Source organism: Roseofilum sp. KMC-1 (assembly GCF_057802075.1).
Genome location: NZ_CM173605.1, coordinates 3,996,770 through 4,010,406, shown reverse-complemented (window position 1 = coordinate 4,010,406; position 13,637 = coordinate 3,996,770). Strand labels below are relative to the sequence as shown.

The 13,637-nt window shown below is 46.1% G+C and carries 15 protein-coding genes; 11 read left to right on the top strand and 4 right to left on the bottom strand.

Annotated elements, in window-relative coordinates:
• Nucleotide 1: 1 nt before the first annotated feature.
• Entirely contained in the window at nt 2–1,897 is a 1,896-nt protein-coding gene (locus AC3FZD_RS18420) for an ArsA family ATPase (protein ID WP_488737414.1), read from the bottom strand.
• Between the two features lie 67 nt (nt 1,898–1,964).
• On the bottom strand, nt 1,965–3,938 hold the full coding sequence (locus tag AC3FZD_RS18415) for an ATP-binding protein (RefSeq protein WP_488737413.1): 1,974 nt from the start codon (nt 3,936–3,938) through the stop codon (nt 1,965–1,967).
• Between the two features lie 125 nt (nt 3,939–4,063).
• Here AC3FZD_RS18415 and AC3FZD_RS18410 point away from each other — a divergent pair, with 125 nt between their 5' ends.
• Nucleotides 4,064–4,933 (top strand): EthD domain-containing protein, encoded by an 870-nt coding sequence (locus AC3FZD_RS18410; protein ID WP_488737412.1) that lies wholly within the window; start codon nt 4,064–4,066, stop codon nt 4,931–4,933.
• A gap of 191 nt (nt 4,934–5,124) precedes the next feature.
• On the opposite strand, the gene AC3FZD_RS18405 is transcribed toward AC3FZD_RS18410, so the two are convergent.
• Nucleotides 5,125–6,429, bottom strand: a complete 1,305-nt coding sequence (locus tag AC3FZD_RS18405) for a Pvc16 family protein (RefSeq protein ID WP_488737411.1) — start codon at nt 6,427–6,429, stop codon at nt 5,125–5,127.
• Between the two features lie 387 nt (nt 6,430–6,816).
• Here AC3FZD_RS18405 and AC3FZD_RS18400 point away from each other — a divergent pair, with 387 nt between their 5' ends.
• From AC3FZD_RS18400 to AC3FZD_RS18365, 8 genes are all read left to right on the top strand, one after another.
• Nucleotides 6,817–8,520, top strand: a complete 1,704-nt coding sequence (locus tag AC3FZD_RS18400) for a phage tail sheath family protein (RefSeq protein ID WP_488737410.1) — start codon at nt 6,817–6,819, stop codon at nt 8,518–8,520.
• A gap of 162 nt (nt 8,521–8,682) precedes the next feature.
• Nucleotides 8,683–9,183, top strand: a complete 501-nt coding sequence (locus AC3FZD_RS18395; RefSeq protein WP_488737409.1) for a phage tail protein — start codon at nt 8,683–8,685, stop codon at nt 9,181–9,183.
• A gap of 60 nt (nt 9,184–9,243) precedes the next feature.
• Nucleotides 9,244–9,744: a phage tail protein gene (locus tag AC3FZD_RS18390; protein ID WP_488737408.1), complete on the top strand. Its 501-nt coding sequence runs from the start codon at nt 9,244–9,246 to the stop codon at nt 9,742–9,744.
• A 72-nt stretch (nt 9,745–9,816) separates the two neighbouring features.
• Nucleotides 9,817–10,419: a phage tail protein gene (locus AC3FZD_RS18385; RefSeq protein ID WP_488737407.1), complete on the top strand. Its 603-nt coding sequence runs from the start codon at nt 9,817–9,819 to the stop codon at nt 10,417–10,419.
• A 36-nt stretch (nt 10,420–10,455) separates the two neighbouring features.
• A complete protein-coding gene (locus AC3FZD_RS18380) occupies nt 10,456–10,761 on the top strand; it encodes a hypothetical protein (RefSeq protein ID WP_488737406.1) in 306 nt (101 codons plus the stop codon).
• Nucleotides 10,754–11,083 carry a hypothetical protein gene (locus tag AC3FZD_RS18375; protein WP_488737405.1) on the top strand — a complete coding sequence of 110 codons (330 nt, stop codon included), beginning with the start codon at nt 10,754–10,756 and terminating at the stop codon, nt 11,081–11,083. The genes AC3FZD_RS18380 and AC3FZD_RS18375 overlap by 8 nt, the downstream gene beginning before the upstream one ends.
• A complete protein-coding gene (locus tag AC3FZD_RS18370) occupies nt 11,071–11,229 on the top strand; it encodes a DUF6760 family protein (protein WP_488740386.1) in 159 nt (52 codons plus the stop codon). The genes AC3FZD_RS18375 and AC3FZD_RS18370 overlap by 13 nt, the downstream gene beginning before the upstream one ends.
• Nucleotides 11,230–11,259: 30 nt before the next feature.
• Nucleotides 11,260–12,093 (top strand): inositol monophosphatase family protein, encoded by an 834-nt coding sequence (locus AC3FZD_RS18365; RefSeq protein ID WP_488737404.1) that lies wholly within the window; start codon nt 11,260–11,262, stop codon nt 12,091–12,093.
• Between the two features lie 57 nt (nt 12,094–12,150).
• Here AC3FZD_RS18365 and AC3FZD_RS18360 read toward each other — a convergent pair whose 3' ends face one another.
• Nucleotides 12,151–12,393 carry a (2Fe-2S)-binding protein gene (locus AC3FZD_RS18360; protein ID WP_488737403.1) on the bottom strand — a complete coding sequence of 81 codons (243 nt, stop codon included), beginning with the start codon at nt 12,391–12,393 and terminating at the stop codon, nt 12,151–12,153.
• A gap of 203 nt (nt 12,394–12,596) precedes the next feature.
• Here AC3FZD_RS18360 and bfr (AC3FZD_RS18355) point away from each other — a divergent pair, with 203 nt between their 5' ends.
• The gene (gene bfr, locus AC3FZD_RS18355) at nt 12,597–13,061 is read left to right on the top strand and encodes a bacterioferritin (RefSeq protein WP_488737402.1); all 465 of its coding nucleotides are present in this window, start codon (nt 12,597–12,599) and stop codon (nt 13,059–13,061) included.
• 56 nt (nt 13,062–13,117) lie between these two features.
• Nucleotides 13,118–13,585: a bacterioferritin gene (gene bfr / locus AC3FZD_RS18350; protein WP_488737401.1), complete on the top strand. Its 468-nt coding sequence runs from the start codon at nt 13,118–13,120 to the stop codon at nt 13,583–13,585.
• Nucleotides 13,586–13,637: the final 52 nt, after the last annotated feature.

Here is a 13,637-nt window from a genome sequence, read left to right as displayed (position 1 = left end):
TCTAGGAGGGTTCAAACAGTAATCTGGCAGCTCCTTGAATCCGAACCAAAGGTTGAACCGATCGCGGCAAGGGCGGAAGATAAATCACCGTTTGCTCAGGATCGACATCCAAAGGGTTCTTCGTCTCACTACCATAATTCCAAACCACATAGTTTTGACTCACCTCTAGTTCTCGTAAAGACACACTCAAGCGATTATGCTCGGCTAAAATAGCGGGTTGATTTTGAACCACACCAATAAACTCAGTATGTTGAGGATCTTTTAGTTTTTTCTGGGCTGTAACGACCCGTTTTCTCAGAGTGCGGAGTTCGCCCATAAACTCGGTACGTCCGAGAACATCTTGATATTTAATCCACAATTTGAACACCCAGGCTAACCAATCTGCTAACGCTGTGGGCATTTCTAGAAATCTCAGTAAATGCCCAGTGGGAGCAGTATCGAGGATGATTAAATCTTGCTCTTGACTTTCCAAAAGTTCCATCACTGCTAAGAGAGCCAAAATTTCATCAATCCCAGGGAAGGACAGGGAAACCAGTTTCCGCCAAGCTTCTGGGCCATAGAGCAATTTTAGGTTGTCTTGGTTTGGAGAGTCACCACTAATCATTTCAGCCAGTTCCCAAAGATAGGCTTCGCGAAACTGATTGAGGAGGACTTGAGAATCGATTTCAGCGGCCGTCAGGTTCGGGAGATCGATCGCCTGGGGATCGTGTTTTAAAGGCTGTCCAAAGGCATCTCCCAAGGAATGGGCCGGATCGATAGAAATCACCCGCACTTGTCTTTCGGGATAGGTTTGCGCCATTCCCCAGGCAATCGCCGCCGCCACAGTCGTTTTACCGACTCCACCTTTCCCCCCAATAATAATTAAGCGACGCTCTTGGGCCATAAAGTCGGGTAAACCCGGTGGAATGCGATCGGGCCAGATGACCTGAGCAAAAGTCATTTCCCCATCCTGGATCGCAACGGGCGACATCTGCGCGATCGCCCCATCTAAGGCAGCACTTCCCAAGGGGGGAGTGGCACATTGGCTAATCCCCAACAGGGGTAAACTTCCAGCCACCTGCTGAAATTGCGGTAGAATCTGCTGCTGCTCTGCATAGCGGTCTTGCTCTGCGGGGGATAACTCTGTCGATCCATCCACCAACCGGTTCACCCAAACCCCACCCAAGGGAATCTGTAACCCTTGCAAAGAAGTGACAAACCGTCGAGTTTCCTCCAAACTCATCGCTTCAGCAATACCCACCACGACGCAACGGGTACGTTCTCGATCTTGCAATAAAGCTCTTCCCGTTTGTAGATCGGCTTTCATCTCTTGTAAAAATTCATCTCCCCGATCGCCCTGATAGCGGCCGGTAAAGGCTTGACTAATAGCCCGGTGCTTTTCCTGGAAGAGATCCAGCGCTTCCAGGAACTGATCGAGAAAATCCATTAATCCTAATAAATTCAGTGCATGGCCGCTAGGGGCCATATCCACCACCACCCGGTCTACTTCTTGTTCCCGTAACAAGCGCTGAATCTCTAGAATTCCCATTAATTCATCGAGTCCCGGCCAACTTAAATCCCAGACGGGGGTTAAATCTTCGGCTGAGGCAAAACTGCCCCGTTCCACGAGCAGTTGTAGGACTTCACCGTAGCGCTGTTTAAACTCTTGGAGTAAAGCGGCTGCATCAAGGGCTTGCACTTCTAGATTAGGCAGATCGGGCAGAGACAGGCGATCGCCGGTTACTAAACATTGCAACACATCTCCCAGGGAATGGGCTGGATCAGTGGAGAGCAGTAAAATTTTCTCTTCGGGAAACCGTTGTGCCCAATAGCGGGCGAAACCGCAGGAGAGCGTGGTTTTACCCACTCCCCCTTTACCACTCAAGAGCAATAGTTCTAGGCGATCGTATGAATTCATATCAGTTATTTGCGTCCTAACTCCCTATGGTACAACCAGAAGGGTAATCCAGTTCCACTTTTCAAGATTAAGCGATCCATCCCTTAACTTCGCTATCGAGCAAAGGTTTTTCCAGTTTTACATATTCACTTTTCGCCGCTTGCAAGATATGTTTCATCTGCACAGGTTCATTATCTTCTGCTGCTAAAAATGCAGAATTCAGGGCAATATTGCGGATATTTCCTCCAGAAATACTCAGTTTTCCTAATTTATTCATATCTAGATCTTGAGTCGGCGTTTCTGGGGGAAAAATTCTGCGCCAAATTTCTACCCGTTGTTTAATATCGGGAAAATTAAAGGGAACAATAAACCGGATGCGTCGCATGAAAGCATTATCTAAGGCTCCTTTCAGGTTAGTGGTAAGAATGGCTAAACCTTGATAAGCTTCCATCCGTTGCAACAGATAGCTCACTTCAATATTTGCATGGCGGTCATGGGAGTCTTTGACTTCTGAACGTTTTCCAAACAGAGCATCGGCTTCATCAAATAATAGAATTGTTCCCCCACTTTCGGCGGCATCAAACACGCGGCGCAGGTTTTTTTCCGTTTCCCCAATGTATTTACTGACTACAGAACTAAGATCGATTTTATATAAGTCCAGTTCTAGAGTATTCGCCAGCACTTCGGCGGCTGTGGTTTTCCCCGTGCCACTGGGGCCAGAAAAGAGGGCGCTGATGCCTAAACCTCGTCCACTTTTGCGCCGAAAGCCCCAATTTTCATAGACTTTTGCCCGTTGGCGCAGGTGAGCCGCCATGGTTTGCAACGTTTGCATTTGGGTATCCGGAAGCACGAGATCTTCCCAGGTGGCTTTGACTTCGATCCGTTGGGCTAGATCGTCCATGCGGGGGCGGGCTTGGTGGCGACAGGCGCTCCAAAGTTCAGTAGTAATAATTTCTGGAGGTTGATTGCGGTATTTATTGAGGGTATGAGCGCAGATGGTTTGAATTTGCGTACTGGTGAGGTTGAATTGGGAGATAAGGGTTTGCACTTGGCCGTTAAGTTCGATACCCCAGGAATCGAGGTGAGTTTGCCAATATTGGGATTGTTGGCTGAGGGTGGGTTTGTGGACTTCGAGGTTGAGGATGGAGCGGTTGGGGATGGAGAGGCGATCGCCACTGGTGAGAATCACCGGCGTGCTAATCTCTTGAATGAGCTTGATTAGGGCTAGGTTTTGGTTCAGGGGAGTGGAAAGGTAATCGCAGTTAATCAACAGCGCATACCCTTTGAGAAAGGCTTCCCGATGCCATAACCTCAGCAGTTGATGCACATCATGGGGACTAGAGGGAAGTTGAGCAGGATCGAGATGATGAAGCGTTAAATTCAGGCTAGAAAATGCAGTAGCGGCGATCGCCTGTTTACTCTGACTATCTTCCCCACACAATTGTACCAACGGAAACTCCTTCCCATGAGCCGCACTTACCCAAGTATCCACCAACGTTTGAATCAATTCATGGTCATGTTCCATCAACGATACCGAAATATCCACCGGTTGGATCAACGCTTCGAGTGGCAACGGTTGAGTTCTCACCCCCGCCAAATAATGCAAAATACTCTCATCAATACGCAGGGGACTGAGCGTAAATGAAGGGCCAGATCCCAGTTCAATTAAGCGCCAATAACGTAAGGGAGATTCCGGAGTTAACGCGCTCCAATGGGGACGATCCAAAACTTTCAGCGCTAACCCAAATGTGGGGTAAAACTTCTGAGCTGTTCCTGGTAATTGACTTAACCATTGTAAAAACTGCTCGTCTAACTCTAGCCCCGCACATAAGAGTAAAATATCTCTCTCAAAACTAGACAGATTAAATGTACTGCACAACCGATCCAGGGCAAATTCAGACTCTTCTAGATCGGTGATCGATTCTCCTTGCTCGGTGACGACTTCCCCCGGATCAGATTCTCCACTCATTTTTTCATTAATCCGAGCTTGCAGTTTCACCAACGCTTGGATTAAATTCTGTTGATTGGCATTTTGCCAGGTGGTGTTGAATAAATCAGTCATAGTAAATTTTAATTTATTTTTACAAAAATTATTTTTACAGAGCTACTCATTATTTCTATATTTTATGGTATTCTAGACTCAGTTGCGACCTTTTGAATTCAATGCTAAAAGGAGATTAATGAGCCATGCCAAATTATGCAGATCGAGATAAACAAGGAACCATTTGTAACTATGTCCTGTTATGGAAACGTCCGGATCTAGACTTAAAAACATTTGATGCTTATTGGGGTAATGTTCATGGCCCCGTTTGTGCCCGTCTTCCTGCACTCCATCAATTCTGGCAAATTCGCACCTGGCATAACCTGGGCACGATATGGACTCCCATTGAGGGAGTGAGAACGACATCCACCGCAGAAGAAAATTTTGATGCGATCGCTGAATTAACTTTTACCAGCCCAGACGTATTGCCGACATACTACAAACCAGGATTAGAGTATTTAGGAGGAGATGAAGTTAACTTTACCACCAAACTAATACCTAATATGAATACTCCAATTACTTACTATGATGAAATTGAGAATCCTACTCCAAGTTGGGAAGTAGAGTATGATAAGTTTCACATCATGATTGGCAAAAGTGATGGAGTTAGTCGGGAACAATTGCATGATTGGTTACAAAACACATTTGCCCCTCAGTTAGCTAATAGTGATTGTGTGATTAAGCTACGACTGCATTTGTTTTTTGAACCAGAACAGCAGGGGGCAAATATCCCAGAGCTAAATATTCATTCTGCCCTAGAAATTGGCTTCAAAAACCGTTTGGCCTTAAGAACTTACCTGGCTTCTGATGAGTATAAGAAAGCTACTAAGGGCATGGCTAAGTATGTTAAATCATTTCAACCTTATCCAGAGCGAGCCAGATCGACGGTTGTTTATAATGGCGAAGCCACTTTAGTTGGTCAATGGGGATTAGCTGGGGCAAAAGCGATTGAACAGGTCGGAGCCATTAACCAACTGAGAGAACAGACCAGAAATTTGATGTTAGGAAAAAATTGATTTTTTCTAATTGTAATATCGCTGTTGATTGCTGTACCATTTCTCTATGACGAAGTATATAGAACTGGAGAGCATTGAAAAAGTCTACTCGAGGAACTTAGTACAAAATCAAAGAGAAATGGTACGGTAGCATTCTAGTCAAAGTAGATCAAAAAATATCGTCTATCATCGTACTTAACCTAGATCAATAGTTATTCCAACGTGAGAATCGGGCCAATATATTGTTCATAAGTAGGACTATTGGGATCGAGATCCACATCTAATAAGCTCTCTGCACCGTCAACTTGAATGCGAACAAAATAGTCACCCGGTCGCACATTACTGATGGGAATTATGGGAGTGCGGGTGTTTTCGCGAATGGGGCTACTATTGAAGAGATAGGCGATCGCACTTTCGCTAGAATACTCATTCAGCATCAACACCACGCGCTGCCCTGCACCGATGGTGAGATTAGTACGAATAATGATTTTACCCAAGCGACGGTCTTCTTCCGTTCCTTCCATATCCACCAGTTCATAACCCAGAAAACTCGGACGTACCACAAACGGAAAAACATTAGATTCTACCTTTTGAATGGGTTCCGTGCTAGTGCTACGACGGGGAGAACGGCGACCATTTTGAGCAGGAAGAGAGGGCAGTTGCGGATGAATCACTTGTAGAGATTGCACTCCAGCCCGCAGATGGGTATTGGGAACCAGACGCAGGGGAAGACTTAATTCTGTATCATTGATGATTTGGGGAGTGACTTCTGCTTGATTAATCCGCACTTGAGTGACGGAATTCGAGAGAAAGCGACCGCGAATGCGGAGGGTACTGTTGGCTAAAATGGGCATATATTTACCCGTAGCATTGATCACTTGATCGATCACCGGTTGTTTGGGGAAGGGGCCGCCAATCATGCGGCGATCGCGCACCGGTAGTGCAGATTGGGCTGATACATCACTTTCTATCAGAATCACACTGACTTTATAGACCACAGACAAAGCATGGGGAGTCTGAAAAAAAACCGACCAAATTTTCGAGAGTTCATCCGTAGAAACCGAAACAAATTCTGCCCGAATTTGTTCAACTTGGTCTGCTAAATCTGACCCTTCTAAGTAGTCAAATGTGGGATCGTTAATCGTTTCCCGAATCATCTCCGGTGTAAACACCAATTGATCTTCTAAGGCACGAGCCACACACCCTAAAAGTCGCTGCGGTTCTAATTCCGCATCATTGCCGTAACAGGAAATCACATAAAATAAATCTAGGGCCGCTTGTCTGCGCTTGACCATCTCTCCCCGTCGTTGAAAGTTGGGGGTATCTTGGTTCGTTAACGCAGGATTGCGTTTGATGTGGTAAAGGTATAGATTCACCCCAGTTTCTGGGATACCTCCCCCTGCACCATCCGGGCGCACCGTAGTTACCCTAGAACCATCCACATCTGTTTGTATCGCTTGTTGAATAATGCGCTGCATCGTCGCTGTAGCCGTGGCGATCGCTAAATAATTACCCATTCAATTCACTCACTCGCTTCAGTTCTATTGCCAGTTCTAAGTTCAGAATTACCTCGATCCCGCTCAAGAATAGCGCATGGGGCCTTAGCCGCTATCTTAGCTTAGGATTAGCCTTCCATCTAGGGATTAATTTTTGTACTTTTTTATGGACATTTTTTGCTGAATTATTATCAATTATAAAGATACATTAAAATATGTAAACCTTCAAAAAAATCCTTTAAAAAAACTAGCCATTCAAAACCCATCTATTGTATGGTTGCACTATCGTGGTCAAGAGTTATTTAGGAAAAATATATCCCTATTCTTTGATTTTGATATCCATCTTGGATAAAGTCATCTCTTAACCGGAAATCTCCACAGTAACTTGGTATTCGGAAGGAACCCATTATGGCGAGACTTGATTATTACGCTCCCGGTGTTTACATCGAAGAAGTCAATCGCGGCAGTCGTCCCATTGAAGGGGTTCCGACTGCTGTAGGGGGCTTCGTCGGTTTTACCGAAGACATCCGAGGAGGCGCAGAACCCTTTAAACCCATGTTGGTCACCACTTGGGATCAATATCTACAATATTTTGGCCGACCCAACTCCGATGGGTTTACCGACTTTGGCGCTTATCTGCCCTTAAGTGTCTACGGATGGTTCCTCAATGGTGGTGGCCGTTGCTGGATCGTCAGCATTGGCACGCGCTTACCCGGTTCCCCAGAACCTGAAGCCACAGAAACCGGAACCAGCATCATGAACCGGGGAAATCGACCCAGCCTCAAATTCTCCATCCGTCCGGGTTCCGACCTCACGACTACTGGCCAGAATATCTCTAGTCTTATCCCTATAGATCACTCCGTTCGAGTGCAAATCATGGACGGAGAACCCAAAACTCCCCCAGGAGATAGTCCTTCCGAAGTAACCCTTACCGCTAATACCGGTGAATTTTTCACCGTAGTCATCGCCCAAGGAGATGAAGAGCTAGAACGGTTTGAAAACCTAACCATGAATTCCCAAATTGATTCCTCTGTGGCAACCTACGTGGTGACAGCCTTAGAAGAATCGGAATATATTGCGGCTATAGACCTATCCATTAGCGGTTCGCCCCTAGCCCGCAGACCCAGTAATGGAGTGTATGAAATCAGTCCTCCCCTGGTGATGCCTCCCCCCGATCGCTTCTCTCAACATATTGAAGGGGTAAGAGATGACCGCACCGGAGTTAGGGGACTCTTCGAGATTGACGAAGTAACAATCATGGCTTGTCCCGATCTGATGAAAGTCTATGAAGCGGGACTCATCAATATTGACCAACTCCACGGCATCATGGATGTCATGGTCAGTCTCTGTGAAGGAGCAGCAGATGGCGATATTCCCAATGCTCCCAACCGGATGGTGATCCTCGATCCTCCTCCAGACCGAGTAAAACCCCAAGAAGTCAATCGTTGGCTGCGGGAAGAATTTAACCGTCGTTCCCAGTTTGCTGCTCTGTATTATCCCTGGATTCGGGTTCCCAATCCCAGAAATGCGGGTCGCCCGGTAGCGATTCCTCCGAGTGGCTATATGGCCGGGGTTTGGTCTCGCATTGATGAAACCAGAGGAGTTTATAAAGCACCTGCCAATGAAGTCCCCAGAGGTGTGCTGGGCTTAACCTATGACTGTAATTTCCGGGAACAGGAACTGCTCAACCCCATAGGGATTAACTGTATTCGTCCCTTCCCCAGCCGAGGTATTCGGGTTTGGGGCGCTCGGACTCTGGTTGAGCCGGATAATATCCAATGGCGCTATATTAATGTGCGCCGTTTGATGAGCTACATCGAAAAATCCATTGAGAATGGGATGCAATGGGTGGTGTTTGAACCCAATGATGAGGACTTGTGGCAACGGGTGAAACGCACGATTACCAGCTTCTTAACCGATTTGTGGCGATCGGGTGCTTTGATGGGCGGATCTCCCAACGAAGCCTTCTATGTCAAATGTGATGCCGATATCAATACGCCCCAGAGTATGATGCTCGGTCGATTGTATGTCGAAGTCGGAATTGCTCCGGTGCGACCGGCTGAATTTGTGATCTTCCGCATCAGTCAGTGGACGGCTGAAGGCGAAGGTTGATCCCCCCCAACCCTCCCTTTTGTAAGGGGGGGCATTAGAAGTCCCCCTTTTCAAGGGGGATTTAGGGGGATCGGCAATGTCCCACATAAAGCGCGAAAACTGCTGTAAATTCTTACCCATTACCCATTACCCATTACCGATCAGTAAAAGGACAGTGACACCATGCCTCCCGTTTATACAACTACAGCCAACCGATTTTATTTGAACTTTGAAGGCTTAGAAGAATTAGAAGTCAAAAGTATGGCCGCTCTCACCTATGAAGGTAAAGTAACCGGTGGAGATAAACCCATTCACAGTGGTAAAAAAGGTGGAGCTAGACACACCACGATCGCCGGTTATGAAACCAACCCTTCCATGACCATCGAAGTTTATGTCAATGATGATACCCAAGGCGCAGCGCGGCGATTATTTGACTGGTTCTTAGAAGTGATGCCCAAAGAAGAAGGAGGCGGTGGCAATTGGGCCAATAGTCGTAAATCCGGTTCATTGGTGGTTTACGATCCCAGTAATAAAGAGGTTTTGCGGTGGAATTTAGACCGAGCTTGGATTAAAAAATATTCAGTCTCTGATGTGGATGCCACTTCTGGAGAATTAGTGATGGAAACTTATGAGTTTGTAGCGGAGAGAATTACTAAAGTTGTCGCTATGTCAAACGCAGCCTAGAACCTTAACCTCTGTACCTTTTTCCAGCTCATTATAACGATCTAAAGAGGATATTTAACTATGGAGTATTTAACCCAAGCCCGGTTTTATTTTGAATTGAAAGGCATCACCACTCTACAATTACAAAAAGTTAGTGGTATTTCCATGAGCATTGAACCCGCAGCCGAAGGACAAGCTATTTTTTCGGGTAAAAATGTGGCCGCTGGAACTCAAATTACCCCTTCTCATGTGAGTTATGAGAATATGACCTTAGAATTTGTGACTACAGTAGAAAATGATGCTCTGATTAATTGGTATACTCGTTCTCATCCATCAGCCATGACTGGGGGAACAACGACTGCTGTGGCAGATGCTGGAGATGCTTCTTTAGTGATCTATAAGCAGGATGGAACGGAAGGAGCAAGGTACAATATAATACAAGCTGTGCCCGCAAAATATACGACAACTCAGGCGGGCGCAGACAGCACAGATTTATTCAAGGAAACCATAGAAATTAGCCATACGGGGATTAGAAAAGTCCCAACCCAAGGAACCCGCATAGCAGCAGTGCCCACCGTATAATTCAAGAAGATAATGAAATACAGGGTAGGGGCGGGTTTGAAACCCGCCCCTACCAGTAAATTTAATCTTATTATGCCTATGTTTTCTCGTTTTCCCAATCTGAATCGATCCCAACGCCAACCGAGTAGACAACACTCTAATATCTCTTCTCGATTTTCGAGTCGAGGCAAAGATGCCTTTGCAATTCAACGGGATTTAGGGGAAATTTTGACGGCTTGTCGGTTTTATGTGGAGTTATATTTAGATGGCTCTAAGGATGGGGTAGATGGGTTATTTATGGAGTGTAAAGGATTTAAGGTTGCTCAAGAAGTCGTAGAGTTTACGGAAGTTTTCCCGGAACCTTGGGGCAAAGCCAAGCGGGGAATGCTCTATACTTCTAAACTTCCTGGTGCTAAAACAACCATTGATAATATTAGTCTTAGACGAGGGTTAAGTGGTTCGGAAACCCTCTGGAATTGGTTGAATGCGGTGCAAGAGGGCAATTGGGAACAACAGCGTCGCAATGGCTCGATCGCCGTTTATCGTCAAAATGGTGATATTGGCGCTCTGTTTCAGTTTGAAAATGCTTGGCCGATTAGCTATAGTGTCACGGATAATACGGCTTCGAGTTCTGACCTTGCTTGCGAAGAGTTAGAGATGGCTTGTGAGGTGTTTAAGCGGATTTCGCCGCCGTAGGGAATTAAAAATTAAAAATTAAAAATTAAAAATGATATGTTGCAAACTGAGTTTGATTTTACTTTGCCGAAAGGCTATTTAGACTCCGATGGAAATCTGCACCGTCAGGGACGGATGCGCTTATCTCGCGCTATGGATGAAATTATCCCCATGCGCGATCCAAGGGTGATGGATAATCCGGCTTATGCAACGGTGATTATTTTGGCGCGGGTGATTATTCAATTGGGAACATTACAGGAAATTTCCCCTGCTGTGGTAGAAAATATGTTTGCTGTAGATTTAGGTTATCTTCAGGATTTTTATCGTCAGATTAATGAGTTGGAACCGGTAGAGCATGACTGAAGAAAGGGATGATTTAATCGGGTTTAGCTTTGTGTTACCCAAGGGGTTGGTGGATGAGGAAGGAAGGGTGCATCAAGAAGGAGCGATCCGTTTAGCAACAGGAAAGGATGAGATAATTGGCGATCGCCACCCGAACCTCTCCGACTACCCCAATTATCGCGCTCTCGTCATGCTCTCACGCACGATTTTCCAACTCGGAACACTGCCCTCCATCACTCCAGAAGCCCTAGAAAACCTATTTCTCGTCGATTTAGACTACTTACTCAATCTCTACAACAGCATTAACCCTACGGAGGCAGAATTAGTCCTATCGGGGGAGTAACCGGCTACCCCCTACCCCAGTTGTATCGGGAGGTAGCCTTTATCGCCTTTCATTTTCACTGGTCTAGGGACGAAATTCTCGCCCTAGATCATCAGGAGCGTCAGCAATGGGTGGTGGAAATTGCGGGGATGTTAAATCCTGAGTAGTCTGATGGTGTTGATTTAGGCTAAGACATTATGGAATTGGGCAATTATCCCCTGTGGAAACAAGTGTTGGAGGTAGCGCGAGTCAGTACCCAAGAAGTGGGGGAAGAACTCCTCAAACAGTTTGGCCGGGTTCAGGGAGAGGAAAAGACAGATGGTTCCTTGGTAACTCAGTCCGATCGATGGGCCGATCGCCAGCTACAAGATCAGATTTTAGCCCAGTTTCCCGACCATGGAGTGTTAACGGAGGAAACGGCTAAACAGTTTCCCGATACCCCTTGGTGTTGGATTGTCGATCCCATTGACGGAACCACTAATTTTACTCGCGGGATTCCCCTGTGGGGCATTTCCATCGCCCTACTTTACCAAGGCACTCCTGTATTTGGCTATGTCCATTTTCCTCCCATTCGCCAGTCCTTTTATGGCTTTTGGAATGCTCCCTCGGCACTCAACGGCCATCCAGTCGGTGCTTTTTTGCAGGATCGAGGGATTACCCCCACATCCGATCGCCCCAGTGGAAATCATTTCTTTAATCTTTGCGCTCGCAGTATCTCTATATTGCAGAGCGATCGCGGCCCTTTTCCCTGTAAAATTCGCCTGTTGGGGGTAGCGACCTACAATATGCTCACTGTTGCGGCCGGAATTGCCATCGGTGGGGTAGAAGCGACCCCGAAAATCTGGGATATTGCCGCCGTTTGGGCGATCGCCCATGCTGCGGGTGCAGTCTGGGTTCCTCTCACCACTTCCGCACCCTTTCCCCTGATCGCGGGTGCAGATTATCATCGTTCTCCCTATCCCACCCTAATCGTCAGTCACTCCCAATGGATAGAGATGTTCCAACCCTGGCTAGTGACTCTTACTCAATAGGCAGATTTAAGGCAATTCTCTTATTAAGACTTTAATGCAACAAACTTTAAGTTATTGTTAAGAAGCTTTACGGCGATCGCCATAACGTTCTTGAGTTTTCTGGGCGATCGCATGAATATCCACCGGCGCTTGCTGCTCAACTATCGCTTCTTCCACCACTTGATGGGCATGTTCCCAACAGCGGCCACAACTACTGGAGACTTTCAGGCGATCGCACACCATATCCACAGAACACGCTCCCTGAGCCACCGCCTTGCGAATATCGCGGTCTGTAACGGCATGACAGATACAAACGTACATCCCGGTTCACTGCCTCCACTAAATTTAGAAATCTTCTCTTCACTTAATTCCAAGTTAATGAAAAGTATTCTCAAGTAACAACCCCATTATGCATTGACAGCCCCTAGGAAGTCAAGTAGGATCGGCAAAGACAGCTTGAAATCCAGAGCCGTTCTAAACCTAGACTCTAGAAGCCCTCTAATCAATCAGTTAGGAGAACACGAATGCAGGGTGATCCCAATGTCAAAGCCCAATTGAATGCTGCCCTTAAACTTCAATTGACAGCAATTAACCAGTTTTTTCTCCATGCCAGAATCTGCAAAAACTGGGGACTTCATCAACTCAACGACAAAGTATATAAAGCATCGATTGAAGCGATGAAACAGGCTGATAAGCTGATTGAGCGAGTTTTGTTCCTGGAAGGTTTACCCAACTTGCAAGATTTAGGTAAACTCCTTATTGGTGAAGATGTGCCGGAAGTCTTGCAAAATGATTTAACCATGTATCAAGAGATCCGGGCTAACTTGCAAGAGGCAATTCAACTGTGCGAATCCCTTCAAGATTATATCAGTCGGGATATGCTAGAAGGAATTCTAGAGGAGACAGAAGAATCCATTGATTGGCTAGAATCCCAACAATGGCTAATCCAAAACTCAGGATTAGAAAACTACTTACAATCAATGATGTAACCATGGGCCATCCAGAGGTCAAGTATCAACTATACCAGTTAAACGAGAATTGAAACATGAAAGGGAACGATCGCGTCATTGCCCAACTGCAAAAACTGCTCAGAAGTGAACTTGCAGCTAGGGATCAGTATTTTACCCACTCTCGCATGTATGCTGATTGGGGATTAAACAAGCTCTACGAGCGAATCAACCATGAAATGGAAGAAGAAACCCAACATGCAGATGCCATTATTGGGCGGTTATTATTTTTAGAAACCACCCCCGATTTATCCCAACAGGACGGGTTAAACATTGGCTCCACTGTACCAGAAATGCTCAAAAGCGACCTAGATTTAGAGTATAGGGTTGTTGGAGACCTGAAAGAGGCGATCGCCGTTTGCGAAACCGAGCAAGACTATCAAACCCGTGAAATCCTCAAAGTGATTTTAGCAGACACAGAAGAAGATCACGCCTATTGGTTGGAAAAGCAATTGGGATTAATTGAGAAAATTGGCTTACCCAACTATCTACAATCCCAGATGTAAGCCACCCTCATCATTTTTAGTCGGGGTTTTACAGCCCCCCTTTTTTAACAGG